Genomic DNA, 19,133 nt, shown 5'->3' on the forward strand with positions numbered 1-19,133 from the left:
TCCATCACCGCGTCTGGCGCTTAAACCAAGCATATTTGAATCCTAACAACCACAATGTCGCAAAATAAACGGCGGCCGCAAGCAACAAACTAGCGGCCAGCAGCAGCATTCTGATGATGGGCGACGCGCCAAGCTCAAGCCAGTCGAAATGCTGGCGGAACGCCCACAGCACCATCGCCAATACGGAGCAGGCAAAAGTAAGCTGCACAAAAAAGCGCCTCCAACCCGGCGATGGCTGATAAATACCTTTTTTATATAAACCGACAAAAAGCAAAAGCGCATTAATGCAAGCGCCAATCCCAATCGACAAAGATAGCCCCATGTGGGCAAAAAACGGCACAAAAATGTAATTACACAGTTGCGTTATGGCTAACACCGCCAAGGCAATTTTGACCGGCGTTTTGATATCCTGTTTTGCATAAAAACCTGGGGCGAGAATTTTAACTAAAATGAGCCCGACCAAACCAATCCCATAGGCACTTAACGCATGGCTCACCATCGCCACATCAAGCGCACTAAAACGACCGTAATGATATAAGGTTGCAATCAGCGGCTCAGCATAAATCAACAGCGCGATGGCGCTAGGTGCTGCGAGCAAAAATGTCAGCCTTAAGCCCCAGTCAAGCAACCCCGAATATTCAGCCGCATTCGCTTCTGCATGGGCTTGCGCCAAACTTGGCAACAAAATAGTACCGAGCGCAACCCCTAACAACGCGCTAGGAAACTCCATTAAACGATCCGCATACGACAACCACGATACGCTGCCAGCCGTGAGTCTTGATGCAATATTGGTATTAATAATCAGGCTCAGTTGCGCCACCGATACCGCGAAAGTAGCCGGCACCATCTTCGCCAAGACTCGCTTAACACCAGGATGGGCAAACGCCTTAAACGGACGAGCACTGATTTTGGGCAACATGCCAAGCTTTGCCAGCGCAGGCAATTGCACGGCAAGCTGCAACACCCCCCCGGCGATTACGGCAAAAGCCAACGCGTAAATCGGGGTGTCTAAATAGGGGGCAACCCACAAGGATGCAATGATAAAGCTCAAATTAAGCAAAACCGGGGCCGCTGCGGGCAGCGCAAAATGACGGTAGGTATTCAATACACCTGAAGCCAACGAGGCGAGCGAGACCAACGCAATATAAGGAAACATAACGCGCGTCATAAACACCGCGGAGGAAAAAGCCTGAGCATCCGCTTGCAACCCCGTGGCGACCCCCCAAATAACCCATGAAGCGCCACTCACCCCTGCGACTGACAACAGCACAAGGATCCATGCCAATACCGTAGCGCTTGCATCGACCAGCGCTTTCGTCGACACCTGGCCATGTTGATTTTTGAATTCGCCTAAGATCGGCACAAAGGCTTGCGAGAATGCCCCTTCGGCCCATAAACGGCGCAGTAAGTTCGGAATTCTGAAAGCAATATTAAAGGCATCGGTATATAGGCTAGTCCCAAATGCGCGGGCGAACAGCATCTCACGAACTAGGCCAGTGATCCTCGATAGCAGAGTAAATCCGCTCACCGTGAAAAGCGTTTTAAGTAGATTCATGCAGCAATATTATACGTAGACTCGCGTGCCGATTTGGGCAAATTTGCTACTTTTATGCGAGCCCTGTTATAATCCCAAGTCGTAAGAATTTCCGTCATTTTCCGATTCCATTTGTTTGCGTCGGAAATCATGACCGTTGAACAGACAAAAAAGGAATTGTCATGGCTAACTCCGCACAAGCTCGCAAGCGTGCTCGCCAAGCCGCTAAGGCGAATGCGCATAACTCGGCGCTACGCTCAAAATTTCGTACAGCGATTAAAGCTGTTCGTAAGGCGATTGCCGCCGGCGACGTAGCACAAGCGAATGAAGTATTTAAACAATCTGCAAAAACTCTTGATGTTATTGCCGACAAAAAACTCGTGCATAAAAACAAAACGGCTCGTCACAAAAGCCGTCTTGCTGCCGCAGTAAAAAGCTTATCCGTACCCGCGGTTGCTGCTGAATAACGAGAAGATAAATCAAGCCGCTCTAAAAAATCGGAGCGCGCTGCAACGAATCAACTTATTTAGTCATTAGGCGAGAACTTAAAATCTCGCCTTGCTCTGCATGGCATTCGCGCCCCGCTTCAGGTGTAGGTTATACGGGAAAATCGGGTAACGAACACGCTTGCGTCACAATAAGTTGATTATCCTTTGCAAAATTCATGACGAAGTCGAATGCTGCCGGTTCAAGCGTGCGTAGCCGTTCATCCACAGCTACGCATTTTAAATCGCCCACCATAACCGGCCGCACATAGAAAGAATATTTAAGCCGCGCGTTCGGCCCGCTTGCGCCTGGCCCAAATGACGACATCACCCCGCATAAACGTTCCGGCCAATCACTCGGCCGAAACCTCTGCCCGCTTTCGGTTACGCCCTGGATAAAATATTCGCTCGGTAAAGCTTTGGTCATGGAAAGAACTGGCAAATTTCAGTGTAAAGCATTTGCAATTATAGCGTAGAAGCAAGCCGCGCCGTTGCCGGTCTTCAACCACGAAGACTCGTCAAACACCCGCGAATCCTTTATGCTTTAGTATGCTTCTCAAAAAAACGGCTCTGTCGATACCGCGCTAACGCGGTAAGCAGGCGGCCATATGTGCTCTATGAACTCGAAAAAAATTCGTCATTACCTGCAATTTAAAGATTTTTCGCACGATGAATACATTTACGTGCTTGAACGCGCCCGCTATTTGAAACAAAAATTCAAAAATTACGAAACCTACCATCCGTTGCATGATTGCACGCTGGCAATGATTTTTGAAAAAAATTCGACTCGTACCCGACTTTCATTTGAAGCCGGCATTCATCAGTTAGGCGGTCATGCGGTCTTTATGAGCACGAAAGACACCCAATTAGGCCGTGGCGAACCCATTGAAGATGCCGCTCAGGTTATTTCGCGGATGGTAGATATCATCATGATCCGCACTTTCGGCCAGGATGTGTTACAACGTTTTGCCGATCACTCGCGGGTACCCGTCATTAACGGATTGACCAACGAATACCATCCATGTCAGGTTTTAGCTGACATTTTTACTTATTATGAACGGCGCACACCGATTTCCGGCAAAACCGTGGCATGGATTGGCGATGCCAATAATATGGCTTATACCTGGGCTGAAGCAGCTCAAATTCTTGGTTTTAAACTCCATATTTCTACCCCACCGGGCTACCCATTTGAGCGCGCGCGCCTGAGCCCCGAGGCACTGCATTGGATTGAAGAATATGAGGATCCACGCGCGGCCTGTGCAGGGGCTGATCTAGTGACTACGGACGTTTGGACCAGCATGGGTTTTGAGGCAGAAAATGAAGCCCGCCAACGTGCATTCGCCAACTGGTGCGTGAATGCAGAGATGATGGCACAGGCTCACCCAGATGCGCTTTTTATGCATTGCCTACCCGCCCATCGCGGTGAGGAAGTCACCGCTGAAGTGATTGACGGCCCGCAAAGTGTGGTTTGGGAAGAAGCGGAAAATCGCCTGCACGTGCAAAAGGCTTTGATGGAATTTCTCTTACTCGGCCGTATTGGCCATTAATCTATCTCTAGATCAATCATGAGCACTCATCCGAAAGTTGTACTCGCCTATTCAGGCGGCCTTGATACTTCCGTCATCCTTAAATGGTTGCAAGACAACTATCAGGCCGAAGTGATTACATTCACCGCCGACATCGGCCAAGGCGAAGAACTGGAGCCTGCGCGTCAAAAAGCCATCCAGCTGGGCATTAAGCCCGAGAATATTTTTATCGACGATCTACGCGAGGAATTCGTCCGCGATTTTGTGTTTCCGATGTTTCGCTGCAATACCCTGTACGAAGGCGAGTACCTATTAGGCACTTCAATTGCGCGGCCCCTTATCGCCAAACGACAAATTGAAATCGCGCGCCAAACCGCAGCACAAGCAGTCTCCCACGGCGCTACCGGCAAAGGCAATGATCAAGTGCGTTTTGAGCTAGGCTATTATGCGCTTGAACCCAATATTAAAGTGATTGCGCCCTGGCGCGAATGGGATCTGCTCTCGCGTGAAAAGCTTCTCGTCTATGCGGAACAAGCCGGCATTCCAATTGAAATGAAGCATAAACAAGGCGGCGCACCGTATTCAATGGACGCCAATCTGCTGCACATCTCTTACGAAGGCCGTCACCTTGAAGACCCTAAAGCACAAGCCGAAGCTGAAATGTGGCGTTGGACTGTGGCTCCTGAGCAGGCCCCTGAGCAACCTTGCTACCTAGAGCTTGAATATGAGCAGGGTGACCCCATTGCGCTGAATGGCCAACGCTTAACCCCCGCCCAAATGCTCACCGCGCTCAACCAGATCGGGGGCGAGCATGGCGTTGGCCGCTTGGATCTAGTCGAAAACCGCTATGTTGGCATGAAGTCCCGCGGTTGCTATGAAACTCCGGGCGGCACAATTCTGTTAAAAGCCCATCGCGGCATTGAATCTATTACCTTAGATCGTGAAGTCGCGCATCTAAAAGATGACCTAATGGCCCGTTATGCCACCCTAATTTACAATGGTTACTGGTGGAGCCCCGAGCGCCGCGCATTGCAAGTATTGATCGACCATACGCAGCAAAACGTGAATGGCTGGGTCCGCCTCAAGCTCTATAAAGGCAATGTTAGCGTGGTGGCGCGCGATTCAAAAAACAGCCTATTCGATCAAACGATTGCAACTTTTGATGATGACGGCGGCGCCTATAATCAGGCCGATGCGGGTGGTTTTATCAAACTCAACGCGTTACGCATGAGAATTGCAGAAAATACGCGGCGGCGGCGCGCGTCATAAAACGCTTATATCACGGCGGGCTCCAATTCAAGCTGCACGCCGAACCGCGCCTGTACATCGCGTTGAATTGCGCCCGCTAACGCAAGGATGTCTGCCCCATTGGCGTGTCCTTGATTGATCAAGACTAACGCATGTTGCGCGTGCACTGCCGCCCGCCCCAAGCGGCCCCCTTTCCAACCACACTGCTCAATCAGCCAGCCTGCGGCGAGCTTTACGCGCCGGTCGGGTTGGCGATAGGCGACTAGATTCGGTTCATGAGCCAGCAGTAAATCAAACTCTTCAGCGCTGATCACGGGATTTTTAAAAAAGCTGCCCACATTGCCAATCTCCGCCGGATCGGGAAGTTTAGCGCGACGGATCGCTACCACCGCCTGAAAAATTTCGTGCGGCGCCGGTTTAGCGCACGGCAGATCCGCCCCCGAGAATTGCCGCGCAAGTTCCGCATAATCACAACGCGGCCGCCACGCTTTGGGCAGACGAAAAGTGACGGAGATAATCACAAAACGCCCACGCCCCTGCTGCTTAAAAAAGCTATCACGATAAGCAAAACCGCAATCACCTTTATCAAACACCCTGGTTGCGCCAGTTGCGATCTCAATTGCAGTCAGACGCACAAAATATTCGGCGACCTCTAAACCATATGCACCAATATTTTGGATTGGCGCGGCGCCCACTACACCTGGAATCAACGCCAGATTTTCTAAACCCGGCCAACCCTGGTCAAGCGTCCAAGCGACAAATTCATGCCAATTTTCACCCGCGCCAGCCTCTACAAACCAAGCATGCTCATCTTCATAGGTTAGATGCCGACCTTTAATGCCAATTAACCAAGCGACTCCAGCAAAATCGCCGGTTAATACGATATTACTGCCGCCCCCTAAGACTAAACGCGGCAAGTGTGCCGTGCGCGGATCAACTAACGCCGCTCTCAGCATAGCCTCGTTTTCAATGCATTGCGCATAGCGCGCACGCGCATTAAAGCCGAACGTGTTATGCGCCTGCAAAGCGTAATCGGTCATCAATTCAGACATTATTTTTTAAATATAGAGCAGCGAAATTTGAGCAAAATGAGCGGTCTCGGTAGAATGATGCTTTATCTAGATTGGTTGCTTGATAAACTACCGCATATTTTGCGAACAGGTGATTATAAAAGCTGATCTACTTGCTGTGGCTAACGCTACAGTTTATACACATTTTCTCGGAGAAAATCATGCCAACATTTGATGTGGTAAGCGAAGCTAATTTGATTGAAGTTAAAAACGCGGTGGATCAAACAAACAAAGAAATTTCCACGCGCTTCGATTTTAAAGGCTCTGATGCACGGATTGAGCAAAAAGAACGCGAACTCACCGCTTATGCGGATGATGATTTTAAACTGAGCCAGCTCAAAGACATTTTAATTTCCAAAATGGCCAAGCGCCAAGTCGATGTGCGCTTTCTAGATTACGGCAAAATCGAAAAAATTGGCGGCGACAAAATCAAACAGCTGATTACGGTTAAAAACGGGGTAACCGGCGAGCTGGCTAAAAAAATTGTCAAACTCGTCAAAGACAGTAAAATCAAAACCCAAGCCAGCATCCAGGGCGACGCCGTACGCATCTCTGGTAATAAACGGGATGAGTTACAGGCGGTCATTGCCCTGTTACGCAATGAAATCAAAGATACGCCACTTGATTTTAATAACTTTCGGGATTAGGCCATTCATTCAGGAATTCAGCTTGGTTAGAGCGATTTGTCTTTAGGCTTCTGACCAATCCGGCTTTCCTTGCCCACAAATAGGTTCTGGATATTTGAGCGATGCCGAAAGATTAAGAGCACACTCATCGCCAGCACAGCAATTGAGTTAGCGTCGAAGCCAAACATAAACACTTCATAAAATGGCGCAAAAATGGCCGCGACTAACGCTGCGAGCGAGGAATAACGAAAAAAGAAAGCCATAATCAACCAGCTAGCAGCCGTTGCCATGCCGAGAATAGGATGCATGGCAAACAACACACCGGCAGCCGTGGCGACCCCTTTCCCCCCTTTAAAATGGAAAAATACTGGCCACAGGTGGCCTACGAACACAGCCATCGCAGCCAACCCAATGGCTTCATTACCCACCTCGTATTGGCTAGCAAAATAGTGGACAAACTTTGCCGTCAGCCAGACTGCCAACCAGCCTTTTAGCGCATCACCGATTAAGGTGAGCACTGCCGCGAGCTGATTGCCACTACGCAGCACATTCGTCGCACCCGGATTTTTTGATCCATAACGGCGCGGATCTTGCAATCCCATCACAGCACTTACAACCACAGCAAACGAGATTGAACCGATACCATAAGCTAAAGCTGCGATAAATAAATAAATCATAAAATCTTCTTGAAAAAAGGCAGCAAAGTTAACGAGAACCTGCTTTAGAGAGACGTAAGCACTATTGTACTGAATTGACGTCCTCATTGTCCTAAAGGAGGCCGTCAATTCCTACTACGCTCAACACGGCATCGAGCCTAATGAAGTCGTTTCAGTGGGTTTCTGCTGTAGGGGGTGAAATTCATACCCATCTTGATCGAATCTAAGATACGCCCACATTGATTTAAAATAGCTCAACCATTCTCTGATCTCGGCTGAATGCCAAATGATGGAAACATGCCTGGCCCCAAAACATATGTACAACACACCTAACCAGACGATAGACGCGGCATCACGCGATTTTGCCGATCTCCAGTCCCTGCCCACTCTGCTGGCGAGCTTACCTAAACGGATTGATGAACTGCCTGCGCGCATTGCGCAACATCAACCCGCTGCTCTTGCGCTGATCGAAAACAACCGCCATCTAAGCTATGCGGATTTGCGTGACGCGATTGATGCCATGGCACAGCAACTGCGCCTAATGGGCGTGCAAGAAAATGATCGGATTATGATCATCAATGAGAATTGCATCGCGCTGATTGTACTGATGCTCGCGCTTACTCGGCTCAATGCATGGCCGCTTCCAGTGAATGCTCGACTCACCCGCGTTGAAATTGATCGAATCCGTGCGCACGCAAACCCACTGCTTTCAATCTACACCCTTGACGCCTCCCCTGCTGCGCAACAGCACGCCAAACATGATCACGCGCACCCTCTTGCCTACGTAGCTTTTAACCTTGGCGCCCTAGCTTTTGCCAAAGCCAGCACCTCTCCCCGCTCGCTAGGCAACCCGTTAATGCGGCATGACGCTCCGTCTGAGGCACAAAACCCCGCTACGGATACCTGCCAACAGTGCGCTGCACTGCTCTATACAACAGGCACGACAGGCGCACCGAAAGGCGTGATGCTATCGCACCGCAATTTACTTTTTATTGCCGCAGTCTCTAGCACATTACGCCGCGTCACGGCCAACGATGTTGTATATGCGGTGCTCCCTATCTCGCATGTGTATGGACTGGCTTCCGTCTGTCTCGGCACATTATTCGCAGGCGCCAGCTTACGGCTGGCGCCTCGTTTTTCGCCTGAGAGCGTGTGCGCTGCGCTAGCGCATGAAAGCATCACGATTTTACAAGGGGTGCCCGCCATGCACGCAAAATTAATCGAGTATGCACAAGCGCATCCCGAGCGTTGGCATGCGCCACAGCTACGCTTTGTATATTCAGGTGGTGCGCCGCTTGATCTCGCGCTGAAAAGACGCGCTGAAGCGTTCTACGGTATGTCGCTGCATAATGGCTATGGCATGACTGAAAGTAGCCCAACCATTGCCCAAACTAGGCTTGACCTCGCACCTACCGATACTTCAGTAGGCCCCCCCATCCCAGGCATTCAAGTCCGCATTGTTGGGCCCGATGGCGCTCATCTCAAACCTGGCAAAGTTGGCGAGTTATGGATACAAGGACCCAATGTCATGCTTGGCTATTACCGCGACTCGCTTGCAACGCAAAGCACGATTGCGAATGGTTGGCTCAAAACGGGCGATCTGGCGCGCCAGGATGAAAACCACGCATTACATATTATGGGCCGCTGCACAGAATTGATCATTCGCGCGGGCTTTAATGTTTATCCAGCCGAAATCGAGCAAGTTTTAAATAGCCATCCAGATGTCATGCATTCCGCAGTGGTTGGGCGCTCTTCGTCCAGCGATGAAGAAATCATCGCCTTTATCGAGCTGAAACCGGGCCTCCATGCAACCCCGCAAACCTTTGCTAGCTGGTGCGTTACACGTCTTGCGCCATACAAACAACCGGCTGAAATCCATCTGCTCAAAGCGTTGCCCACAGCCCCCACCGGAAAGATTTTAAAACGCGCCTTACAGCAACTCGTTACTGACGGTAATTAGCAACCCCTTCGCTAATTTCGCGGTGAGCCGCATCTAAACCTTGCCAACCTTCCACTTTCACCCATTTACCCTTTTCCAACGCTTTATAGTGCTCGAAAAAATGCCGAATTTGATCTTTTAAATAGGCCGGAACATCTTCAATGGTTTTAAGGTGCGCCATCATTGGGCAAACCTTATCAACTGGGACCACAATTAATTTTGCATCTACGCCTGATTCATCCGTCATTCTTAACATGCCCAGCGCGCGGGCGCGTACCAGTGAGCCGGCAAGCAGGGGGAAAGGCGTAAGCACTAACGCATCCACCGGATCTCCGTCACCGGCGAGCGTTTGTGGAATAAAGCCATAGTTTGCTGGATAACGCATACCCGTGCCGATAAAGCGATCTACCACCAACAAACCATACTCCTTATCGGCTTCATATTTGACTGGCTCGCTCTGCGCGGGAATCTCGATGATGACATTAAAATCAGTAGGCAAGTCTTTACCGGCGGGGATGTGATTAAAGCTCATGGATTTTCCTGTTTAATATTTGAAAGGACTTCGGTCATTGGAAATAAGATAGGCCGCCACAATACACCTAACGTGTGGCCGCTGAAAAACTCAATTATAGCGATTAACCCTGGACTCAGACATCATTAACCACGCGGATGATGCATGGCATGCAATACACTCAACCGCTCACGGGCGACATGCGTGTAAATCTGTGTCGTAGAAATATCAGCGTGGCCGAGCAAGAGCTGCACAACGCGTAAATCTGCGCCATGATTCAACAAATGGGTAGCAAAAGCATGGCGCAATGTATGGGGCGATAACGGAGCATGAATCTCCGCTAGCTGCGCATAATGTTTAATGATGTGCCAAAATTGCTGACGCGTCATACCCGCACTGCGTACCGTAATAAACAATGCGTCGGCCGATCGATTTTGCAACAGCGCGGGGCGCGCCACACGCAGATAGCGTTCAATCCAGCCTTGCGCTTCCGCGCCAAACGGAACCAAGCGCTCTTTTGAACCTTTGCCCAAAATCCGCACAACACCGTCGTTTAGACTGACTTCCACCGTTTTCAGCAGCACCAACTCGGAGACACGCAAACCGCTTGCATACATCAGCTCAAGCATGGTTCTATCGCGCAAACCCAACGACGTGGTTAGATCCGGCGCGGCTAATAGCGCTTCTATCTGCGCCTCGGATAAATTAGAGGGAAAGCGCATAGGTTTTTTAGCCGCTTGGATTTTCAACGTAGGATCAACGGTTAGCCGCCGCTCGCGCAAGGCCCAAGCGCAATAACGCCGCAAAACCGAAAGCCGTCGATTAGCGGAACTCGCTTTATCTGCGCTACGTACCGCAAAATAGGTGCTTAACTGCGCCTCACTGACTTCATCCAGTATGGTTGCCTCATGCTTAGCCAGCCACTCAGCGAAAAGCCTTAAGTCACGCCGATATGCCTCAAGCGTATTCTTTGCCAACCCACATTCAAGCCATAATGCATCGCAAAACATGTCGATTGCTGCCTGACTTAGATTGAGAACGCTCGCCTCGGCTGCATTGGGTTGGGGGGGTGCGTTTAGCATCATGGGGGATTTATTTTCAAATAGCGCGGGCTGAGTCAGAGTTATAGTTAATGCCTTCATGCGCGAGCAACCAGCGCTTCACCGTGCGAAAATATCCGTCACCCGCATGATGGGCAAAGCCACCAATACCGTTTGTTCCAACCACGCGGTGACAAGGAATCACTAACGGAAAGTAATTCGAGCCACAGGCTTGCCCCACCGCACGCGGCGCACTGCCAATTAAACGCGCAAGTTGCCCATATGTCTGCACAGTCCCTGGCGCAATCGCACTGATCGCCTGCCACACACGACGTTGAAAAACACTCCCTACATCAGCGAGCGGCAAATCAAAAGTGGCATTAGGGTGTTTAAGATACCGCTCAATTTGACGCACAGCCTGGCGCGCCAGCGCATTGTTAGGCGACACATCCTGGGCCGTGTTCGGCAAATAAACAATTTCACATATCGTATTCGCTTCCGTGCGAATCCCCACTTTACCAAATGGCGTAGCAAATACGGCGTTAAATCTAGCAATCAGGTGCATTGGCTTAACCTCTCTTTTAACACCCCACCAGAGTCTCTCTATAGCTCAGGCAGCTAAGAGGCTCACTTTGACTTTCTGTAAGACTATAAAGCTTAGCAAAACTTAGCAAACTATAGTGGACTATCTAAAAAACCCTCTGGCGCACTAGCCTATGTACAACGCGATGCCTCTAGCGAGGCTTAAATATTAAAAAACACTTGAAATTTCTCATTTTAAGTTTATAATTAACCTATAAAGTTAATTTAAGTTGCTTTGCTACAGAGCAACACTGGCCTTATATCCGCAACAAAGGGATCAAAAAATGACTGGGTAGAATGGAAAAATGGCACACGTCTTAACTTTGAAAGAGCTGAAGGAGCTCGCAATGTTTGTTACCGCTTTTGATACTTTAAAATTAGCTAAACGCCTTATAGGTATGGGCGTTCCCCCGAACCAAGCAGAAGGCGGCGCGGAAATCTTGGCCGACATTTTTAATAATCATCTGCAAGAGCTAGCCACTAAAGAAGATTTGCAACGTGAAATAGGTGGCCTGCGTAAAGACACGGATGTTAAATATGAATTTCTACGTAAAGACATAGATATTCTACGTAAAGACATGGATGTCAAACATGAAGAGTTACGCAAGGAAATACACGTAATGGGAGAGCGCTTTGACTCTAAATTGGAAAAACTTGGACTTAGTTTAACCATCAAACATGGCCTTATAACAGCGGCTTTACTGGGTGCTGCACCAGCATTCAGTAAACTTTTTTGCTCTTATTGGCATAACGCCCACTGCACATGCTCGCGCACTAAAGCAGATGAATCCTGCGCGCGCTGTTGCAGTGCCTGGGTGAGTTGCGTATGTTCAAGAGTACGGCCGGCTACCCAAGCGGCACGCCGTGCATTGCCTAAGCCCACAGCTAGGTTGCGTAACCAGCGTTGATAACCTATTCGGCGGATAGCGCTACCTGCAAGCCGCGCCTCAAAATCAGACTCACTCCAAGCAAAAAGCTCAATTAATGACGCTTGGTCTAATCTATTACGCACAGCAAAGTCTCCCACACTACTTGGACGGGCAAATTTATTCCACGGGCAAACTAGCTGGCAGTCATCGCACCCATAAACGCGGTTACCTAATAAAGGGCGCAGAGGCTCTGGAATACTGCCTTTTAATTCAATCGTCAAATAAGAAATGCAACGCCGCGCATCAAGTCGATAGGGAGCCACAATAGCGCCCGTTGGACAGACATCAATGCAACGCGTACAACGACCGCAATACGCACCATCCTCAGTCGGTTGCTGAGTGGCTGAATTTTCTAGAGACGCTGACGAATGCGATGCATCAACCGACAAGGGTAAATCAACAAAAATTTCACCTAAGAAAAATAATGACCCCTCATCTCGATGTAATAATAAAGTGTGCTTACCACGCCAACCAAGGTGAGCCTTTTGCGCCAATGCCACTTCAAATACCGGCGCAGAATCCGTAAAGGCTCGATAACCAAAAGGGCCAATTTCAGCCTGAATCCGATCCGCCAGCTTTTGTAGCCGTTGCCGCAATACCTTATGGTAATCGCGTCCCCGCGCGTAGATCGAAATCACAGCCTGGGTTGGATCCTCCAGGCGGGCGGCTTCAATCGCGCGCCAATCTGCCTGTGTTGCGCCCAGCTCGGCGCTACCCTCTAACGTAGTCTGCGCTGACAAATAAGGCATACGCACAGAAATCACGCGCACCGTGCCCGCAACTAATTCAGCAGGTTGCAAGCGTTGCGCGCGATGTTTCGCCATATACTCCATTTCACCGTGAAAACCCGCCGCCAACCAAGCTAAAAAACCTGGCTCGGCCGCAGATAAATCCGTGTCAGTAATACCCAATGCGTTAAAACCCAACTCACGCGCCCAAGCTCGCATACGCGGCACCAGCTCGGCCAATGCCCCCGCTTCAAGCTGAGAGCCGGTCAAAGACGTCACTTGCTTAGATTTGTCTGGTAAATTATCTACCTTTGCATTCATCTGAATATTTTACGTATGCGCGCGACCGCAGTTAAAATCGCCTCACTACTTGAGCGCGTATTTGAGCTGCCTAATGAGGCGGCCACTGCGAAGCTTGGCGAAAGCTTCGCACACGCGCTAATGGCACTGTACACCAAAGATTTTCCAGGGTTACAGGTCCATCTCTATGGCGAGCTCGGGATGGGCAAGACCGCGCTCGTACGCGCCACCCTGCGCGCACTGGGCTATACTGGCCGAGTGCGCAGCCCAACTTACACATTAGTTGAACCTTACACACTTGAAGTTGCCAAACCCGTAGCAACCTCCAGTCAAACCACTCTGCCCAATGTTGATTTACCGCTCAAGATTTTCCATTTTGACCTATATCGCTTCGCTGATCCAACCGAATGGATTGATGCTGGGTTTAGGGAATATTTCAATATGCGCGCACTTTATCTAATCGAGTGGCCGCAACAGGCAGGAGACTTGCTGGGCGCACCCGATCTTGAGTTTACGCTTGAACTCGCAGGCGCTGGGCGGCGTTTGCTGGTCCGCGCACTGAGTCACACCGGAAAAGAATGCCTTGCTCGATGTTAATCAAACCTTTTCGTTCATTTGAATCTAGCGCCACTACGCCACCTATTTGGCGACGGCGTCAGCTCTTATGCGCCGGCGCTTCGGTTTTACTCCTAGGTCTATTGCCCAAATCTGCATATGCAGCATCCATTCTTGGCGTGCGCGTATGGCCCGCTCAAGATTACACGCGTTTAACCATAGAGTCAGATCAACCGCTCACTTACACCTCTCGGCTGTTACAAGAACCCGAGCGAATTGTAGTGGATTTTCAAGGCCTTACGCTGGACACAACGCTAAAAGAGCTGGTTGCAAAAATCACGCCGAATGACCCGCAAATTCACCACGTACGCGTAGGGCAGTTTACACCTGATACCGTGCGGCTCGTGCTGGACCTGAAAGATGCCGTAAAACCTCAAGTCTTTACGCTCCCCCCGATTAGTCGCTATCGCCATCGACTGGTGTTCGATTTATACCCAGCCATCCCGCCCGACCCACTGCTGGATTTAATCGCTAAGACCGAAGCAAAAGCGATGGCCAATGCTCAGCATACCCCATCCGCACTCACCGGACCGAGAACACCAGCGCCTCTAGATCCGAGCGATGCTTTTTTTGAGCGCTTTACAAAGGCCGAGGCCTCATCCTCAGAAGCACCGGATCTGCTCACGCAACAGCCTCCTTCTAAAGATACAGCTCGAACACCCTCCACACGCGCTGGCGATGATAAATATGGCCTGAGTAAACAAACCCCGGCTAAAGCACATACAGTACGCCTGCTCACGATTGCGATTGATCCTGGACATGGTGGCGAAGACCCTGGCGCGATCGGCAAAAAAGGGACTTACGAGAAAAACGTAGTGCTCGATATTGCGCGCCGCTTACGCACCAAAATTGATGCATTACCGGATATGCGCGCGATGATGACACGCGACGATGATTATTTCGTACCGTTACATGTCCGTGTGCAAAAAGCGCGCCGAGTGGAAGCGGATTTATTTATTTCAATTCACGCGGACGCCTTTATCACCCCAAGGGCCCAAGGCTCATCCGTCTTTGCATTGTCCAACCATGGCGCCTCCAGCACTACCGCAAGGTGGATTGCCAATAAAGAAAACACCTCCGACTTAATCGGCGGCGTGAATATTAAAACGCAAGATAAATCGGTATCGCACGCCTTGCTGGATATGTCGACCACAGCGCAAATCAATGACAGTATGCGCTATGGCAATTACGTGCTTAACGAAATCGGACAGATTAACAAACTCCATAAAAATGCGGTTGAACAAGCCAGCTTTGCGGTATTAAAAGCGCCAGATATTCCGTCGGTTTTAGTGGAAACTGCGTTTATCAGCAACCCCGAAGAAGAGGCTAAACTCAATACTCCAGCCTATCGCGAACAAATGGCGAATGCGATTTTGCGCGGCATTAAGCGTTATTTTTCAGCCAATCCGCCGCTGGCCAAAAACAAAATGCTTTAGCGCTTGGGCCGCAGCCATTGCCAAAGCCAGCCAACGAACACCGGCACGGCCGCGGTCGCCACGCCAACCAAGACAATCACATTCAAATATTGTTTGACAAAAGGCAGATTCCCGAAGAAATACCCCGCCAATACAAGACTGAACACCCACAGCAGCGCGCCTGATATATTAAACAACTGAAACCGGGCCGCGCGCATTTTGGATAGGCCAGCGACAAAAGGGGCAAAAGTTCGTACCACCGGAATAAAACGTGCCAATACAATTGTTTTACCGCCATGCCGCGCATAGAAATTTTGGGTTTTCATCAAAGCAACGCGATCAAGCCAACGGTAGTTCGAGGCAAATATTTTGGGCCCAATAAAATGACCGATGCGATAGTTCAGCGTATTTCCAACGATTGCTGCGATTAACAACAGCACGATCAGAACCGATAACGACATCGCCCCCATGGCACAAAAAGCCCCGCCCACAAAGAGTAATGAATCACCCGGCAAAAATGGAAACACCACTAAACCTGTTTCGCAAAATACAATCAAAAACAATACAACGTAAATCCAGGCACCATATTGCTGAATAAACGTCCCCAAAAAACGATCTATATGGAGCAACATTCCAGCAAAATGCAACAGCGTTTCCAAGCCTTTCTCCTGAAATTTGCAAAGAGCCAATCATACCGGAATTAGAGGGGGGCAATCTTTTCAGCACGCACAGAAATTAATACCGGGAATTCATCCGCTGAAAGTTGGCCGGCCAGCCTTTGAGACGCTCAACTTTCGTGCATGACTCAAAATGGCAAAACGCTTTCCCCCGCGACTTCTCAACGACTTAGATCACTCCGCACAAATATATCTATTTTTTTCGCCGGCGCAGACAACTATATAATTCCAATTATTCTCTTTGTTTTTGCGCCCTATGACAACCCTACGCCCACGGTCTATTCAACCGCTGCCAGATCAATTAATCAGCCAAATTGCAGCAGGTGAAGTGGTTGAACGCCCTGCTTCGGTGGTGAAAGAGTTAATTGAAAATGCGTTTGACGCTGGCGCACAATCATTGCGCATTTCACTTGAAGCGGGCGGCGTCAAGCGTATCTCCATCGTTGACGATGGCAACGGAATTGCGCCTGACGAGCTACCGCTTGCGTTGATGCGCCATGCCACCAGCAAAATTCATTCTCTGGCAGAACTAGAAGCCGTGCGCACGCTGGGTTTTCGTGGCGAAGCGCTGGCTTCAATTGCCTCCGTGGCGCAAGTATCGCTCACGAGCCGCACGGCTGAGGCACCCCATGCGATGTCGATTGATGCGCAAACCGGTGCCCTGGCTCCCGCAGCAGGAGGGATTGGCACTTCGATCGAGGTCTGTGAACTGTATTTCAACACGCCCGCCCGCCGCAAATTTTTAAAAAGCGAACAAACTGAATTCGGCCATTGCTTAGATGTGATTCGTCGCGCAGCGCTAGCGCGGCCAGAAGTTGCCATTTCGGTGCACCATAATGGCCGCGCCGTCGAACACTGGAATGCTGGATCAGCTTCGCTACGCGTCGCCAAAATTCTTGGCGACGCCTTTGCTCTGGCCCATTTGCCACTTGCAGAACAAGCCGGGCCGATTGCGCTGAATGGTTTTGTTGGCCTGCCTACAGCCAGCCGCGGACGAGCTGATCAGCAATATTTCTTCGTCAATGGTCGCTTTGTGCGAGACAAATTGCTGACGCACGCAGTGCGCTCTGCCTATGAAGATGTCTTACATGGAGAACGCCATCCAGCCTATGTGCTGATGCTCGAAGTCCCGCCCGAATCGGTTGACGTCAACGTGCATCCATCTAAGATTGAAGTCCGTTTCCGCGATTCTCGTGCAATTCATCAATTTATCTTTCATGCAGTGCAGCGCACGCTCGCACAGCAAGCAGGGCTCTCGCATCCCACAACAGCAGGCGGGCACGCGACACACCTTGCGCCACTGAGCGGCTTAACCACCTCAAGCGAATCGGCAACCAATCCACCTTGGCTACCGCAAGCACGCATGCGGCAAGGCACGCTGCCAATTCAAACTCGGGTAGAACAACCTCTGGCAGTTTATGACGCACTTTTTGGCCCGCGTAGGGCTGACCCCAATACGACGCGCCCTGCAACAGGCTCTGCACCACAAACGGCGTCTGCTCCGTCTACGCCCCCAGATGCAAGCGCTGCGGCCGCACCCTTAAGCCCAGCCCATTTAACCGAGCCTGGCGCTGAACCCGCGCCCCCCCCTACGGCAGCCGCCACTGCCAGCGCTGCGGCCGAAGAAGATCATCCACTGGGATTCGCCCTCGGCCAGCTACATAATATTTATATTCTCGCTCAAAATAAGCTTGGCTTGGTGCTGGTTGATATGCACGCCGCTCATGAACGAGTAATCTATGAGCAGTTCAAAACTGCGCTAGCTGAACGTTCGATTGCGATGCAACCCCTGCTGCTTCCATTATCGATCCCCGCCAGCGAGGTTGAGATTGGCACCATCGAGGAAAATCAAGCAACCCTCTCTGCTCTAGGTTTTGATATTACGATCCAATCTCCAACCACGCTCGCTATTCGGGCTGTCCCCGCGCTTCTTAAAGACGCTGATTTATCCGCTCTCGCGCATGCGGTGCTAGAGGACCTTCATGCTCATGGCGGCTCGCGAGTGCTACTTGAACACCAACATGAGCTGCTCGGTACGTTGGCTTGTCACCATGCAGTGCGAGCAAACCAACGCTTAACGCTGAGTGAAATGAATGGGTTGTTGCGCCAAATGGAAAGGACTCCACGCGCCAATCAATGTAATCACGGGCGACCCACCTGGTATCAGCTCTCACTCACTGATCTAGATCGGCTCTTTATGCGTGGACAATGAATTTAGCCACCCAACACCACGCCCCAGATCAGCCGCCCTATCCCCCTGTAATCTGCCTACTTGGCCCAACTGCATCGGGTAAAACCGCTGCGGCACTCGCTCTTGCCAAACATGTGCCGCTTGAGATTATCAGCCTTGACTCGGCTTTAGTGTACCGAGAAATGGATATTGGCACAGCCAAACCGACTAGCGCCGAGCGCGCCCTGGTTACGCATCATCTGATTGACATCCTTGACCCCTCCCAGACTTATTCCGCTGCAGCTTTTAAAGCGGATGCGCAACGCTTAATTGGCGAAATTTATGCGCGTAAAGCACTGCCGTTATTAGTTGGCGGGACCATGCTGTATTACAAAGCCCTGACTACCGGCCTCGCTATTTTACCTAGCGCTGACCCGCAAGTGCGCGCCACGCTTGACCGTGAAGCCGCGCGTGACGGCTGGCCTGCTTTACATGCGCGCCTGGCCGCCTGTGATCCTGAGCTAGCCGCTAGACTTGCGCCCAATGATGCGCAGCGCATTCAACGCGCACTCGAAGTATGGCTACTCACCAGGCAACCGATGTCTCAGTTGCTGGCGGTTAAAGATCATGCGAATGCGCCGTATGATTATTTGCCTATTGCACTTGAACCATCCGACCGGGGTGTATTACATAAACGCATTGAAACACGCTTTGACACCATGCTCGAAGCAGGTTTCGTGGCTGAGGTAACGCGCTTGCGGGCGCGTGGCGACCTGCATGCAGACTTACCCGCCATGCGCTGCGTGGGTTATCGTCAGATCTGGGCGTACCTGGACGGTAAAATCAACCAGGCCACGATGCGCGAACAGGGGATAGTCGCTACGCGTCAGCTGTGTAAACGACAATTAACGTGGTTGCGCGCAATAGATAAACGCTTGATGATTGACTGCTGCGCGCCTGATGTCAGCACACAAGTTATAAAAACCGCGATGCGTATTTGGAGTACTCATCCTCTCACCGATTAATAGGGGTAAACCAAACAGTTCGCTACGATTGACTGGCTCAGGATCCATTCGAGACGC

18 protein-coding genes are annotated in these 19,133 nt (G+C 50.6%); 9 read left to right on the forward strand and 9 right to left on the reverse strand.

The annotated features are described in order from the left end of the window. Nucleotides 1-4 precede the first annotated feature (4 nt). Nucleotides 5-1,555, reverse strand: coding sequence for a murein biosynthesis integral membrane protein MurJ (gene murJ / locus MPB2EB_RS07725; protein ID WP_185181746.1), 1,551 nt, complete (start codon nt 1,553-1,555; stop codon nt 5-7). Between the two features lie 161 nt (nt 1,556-1,716). Here murJ and rpsT point away from each other — a divergent pair, with 161 nt between their 5' ends. Then, nucleotides 1,717-2,001 carry a 30S ribosomal protein S20 gene (rpsT, locus tag MPB2EB_RS07730; RefSeq protein ID WP_185181747.1) on the forward strand — a complete coding sequence of 95 codons (285 nt, stop codon included), beginning with the start codon at nt 1,717-1,719 and terminating at the stop codon, nt 1,999-2,001. Between the two features lie 130 nt (nt 2,002-2,131). On the opposite strand, the gene MPB2EB_RS07735 is transcribed toward rpsT, so the two are convergent. Then, complete coding sequence (locus tag MPB2EB_RS07735) at nt 2,132-2,446, reverse strand: DUF3579 domain-containing protein (RefSeq protein ID WP_185181748.1); 315 nt, start codon at nt 2,444-2,446, stop codon at nt 2,132-2,134. A 190-nt stretch (nt 2,447-2,636) separates the two neighbouring features. Here MPB2EB_RS07735 and argF point away from each other — a divergent pair, with 190 nt between their 5' ends. Next, a complete protein-coding gene (gene argF, locus MPB2EB_RS07740; RefSeq protein ID WP_185181749.1) occupies nt 2,637-3,566 on the forward strand; it encodes an ornithine carbamoyltransferase in 930 nt (309 codons plus the stop codon). Nucleotides 3,567-3,584: 18 nt separating this feature from the next. Then, complete coding sequence (locus MPB2EB_RS07745) at nt 3,585-4,814, forward strand: argininosuccinate synthase (RefSeq protein ID WP_185181750.1); 1,230 nt, start codon at nt 3,585-3,587, stop codon at nt 4,812-4,814. Nucleotides 4,815-4,819: 5 nt separating this feature from the next. On the opposite strand, the gene murB is transcribed toward MPB2EB_RS07745, so the two are convergent. Beyond that, on the reverse strand, nt 4,820-5,845 hold the full coding sequence (gene murB / locus MPB2EB_RS07750) for a UDP-N-acetylmuramate dehydrogenase (protein ID WP_232534434.1): 1,026 nt from the start codon (nt 5,843-5,845) through the stop codon (nt 4,820-4,822). A gap of 179 nt (nt 5,846-6,024) precedes the next feature. Here murB and MPB2EB_RS07755 point away from each other — a divergent pair, with 179 nt between their 5' ends. Beyond that, complete coding sequence (locus MPB2EB_RS07755) at nt 6,025-6,510, forward strand: YajQ family cyclic di-GMP-binding protein (RefSeq protein ID WP_185181751.1); 486 nt, start codon at nt 6,025-6,027, stop codon at nt 6,508-6,510. 26 nt (nt 6,511-6,536) lie between these two features. Here the strand turns inward: MPB2EB_RS07755 and plsY are convergent, their stop codons facing one another. Next, nucleotides 6,537-7,166, reverse strand: a complete 630-nt coding sequence (gene plsY, locus MPB2EB_RS07760) for a glycerol-3-phosphate 1-O-acyltransferase PlsY (protein ID WP_185181752.1) — start codon at nt 7,164-7,166, stop codon at nt 6,537-6,539. A 295-nt stretch (nt 7,167-7,461) separates the two neighbouring features. Here plsY and MPB2EB_RS07765 point away from each other — a divergent pair, with 295 nt between their 5' ends. Continuing rightward, on the forward strand, nt 7,462-9,105 hold the full coding sequence (locus tag MPB2EB_RS07765; protein ID WP_185181753.1) for a class I adenylate-forming enzyme family protein: 1,644 nt from the start codon (nt 7,462-7,464) through the stop codon (nt 9,103-9,105). Here MPB2EB_RS07765 and ppa read toward each other — a convergent pair. The 4 genes from ppa to queG all read right to left on the reverse strand — a co-directional run bounded on the left by ppa (nt 9,089) and on the right by queG (nt 13,195). Then, on the reverse strand, nt 9,089-9,616 hold the full coding sequence (gene ppa, locus MPB2EB_RS07770; protein WP_185181754.1) for an inorganic diphosphatase: 528 nt from the start codon (nt 9,614-9,616) through the stop codon (nt 9,089-9,091). The two genes, MPB2EB_RS07765 and ppa, sit on opposite strands and share 17 nt — an antisense overlap. 125 nt (nt 9,617-9,741) lie before the next feature. Then, nucleotides 9,742-10,677, reverse strand: a complete 936-nt coding sequence (gene xerD, locus MPB2EB_RS07775) for a site-specific tyrosine recombinase XerD (RefSeq protein WP_232534521.1) — start codon at nt 10,675-10,677, stop codon at nt 9,742-9,744. Between the two features lie 16 nt (nt 10,678-10,693). After that, nucleotides 10,694-11,200 (reverse strand): methylated-DNA--[protein]-cysteine S-methyltransferase, encoded by a 507-nt coding sequence (locus MPB2EB_RS07780; RefSeq protein WP_185181756.1) that lies wholly within the window; start codon nt 11,198-11,200, stop codon nt 10,694-10,696. A gap of 756 nt (nt 11,201-11,956) precedes the next feature. Then, nucleotides 11,957-13,195, reverse strand: a complete 1,239-nt coding sequence (gene queG, locus MPB2EB_RS07785; RefSeq protein WP_185181757.1) for a tRNA epoxyqueuosine(34) reductase QueG — start codon at nt 13,193-13,195, stop codon at nt 11,957-11,959. Nucleotides 13,196-13,210: 15 nt separating this feature from the next. On the opposite strand from queG, the gene MPB2EB_RS07790 reads away from it, so the two are divergent. After that, entirely contained in the window at nt 13,211-13,771 is a 561-nt protein-coding gene (locus MPB2EB_RS07790; RefSeq protein ID WP_185181758.1) for a tRNA (adenosine(37)-N6)-threonylcarbamoyltransferase complex ATPase subunit type 1 TsaE, read from the forward strand. Continuing rightward, a complete protein-coding gene (locus MPB2EB_RS07795; protein WP_185181759.1) occupies nt 13,753-15,225 on the forward strand; it encodes an N-acetylmuramoyl-L-alanine amidase in 1,473 nt (490 codons plus the stop codon). Before MPB2EB_RS07790 ends, MPB2EB_RS07795 begins: the two co-directional genes overlap by 19 nt. Here the strand turns inward: MPB2EB_RS07795 and MPB2EB_RS07800 are convergent. Continuing rightward, on the reverse strand, nt 15,222-15,863 hold the full coding sequence (locus MPB2EB_RS07800) for a VTT domain-containing protein (RefSeq protein ID WP_185181760.1): 642 nt from the start codon (nt 15,861-15,863) through the stop codon (nt 15,222-15,224). The two genes, MPB2EB_RS07795 and MPB2EB_RS07800, sit on opposite strands and share 4 nt — an antisense overlap. 274 nt (nt 15,864-16,137) lie before the next feature. On the opposite strand from MPB2EB_RS07800, the gene mutL reads away from it, so the two are divergent. Together mutL and miaA are read left to right on the forward strand one after the other, a co-directional pair. Then, nucleotides 16,138-18,093, forward strand: coding sequence for a DNA mismatch repair endonuclease MutL (gene mutL, locus MPB2EB_RS07805; protein WP_185181761.1), 1,956 nt, complete (start codon nt 16,138-16,140; stop codon nt 18,091-18,093). Continuing rightward, complete coding sequence (miaA, locus tag MPB2EB_RS07810; protein WP_185181762.1) at nt 18,090-19,076, forward strand: tRNA (adenosine(37)-N6)-dimethylallyltransferase MiaA; 987 nt, start codon at nt 18,090-18,092, stop codon at nt 19,074-19,076. The genes mutL and miaA overlap by 4 nt, the downstream gene beginning before the upstream one ends. Nucleotides 19,077-19,133 lie beyond the last annotated feature (57 nt).

The organism is Mycoavidus sp. B2-EB (assembly GCF_014218255.1).
Lineage (GTDB): Bacteria > Pseudomonadota > Gammaproteobacteria > Burkholderiales > Burkholderiaceae > Mycoavidus.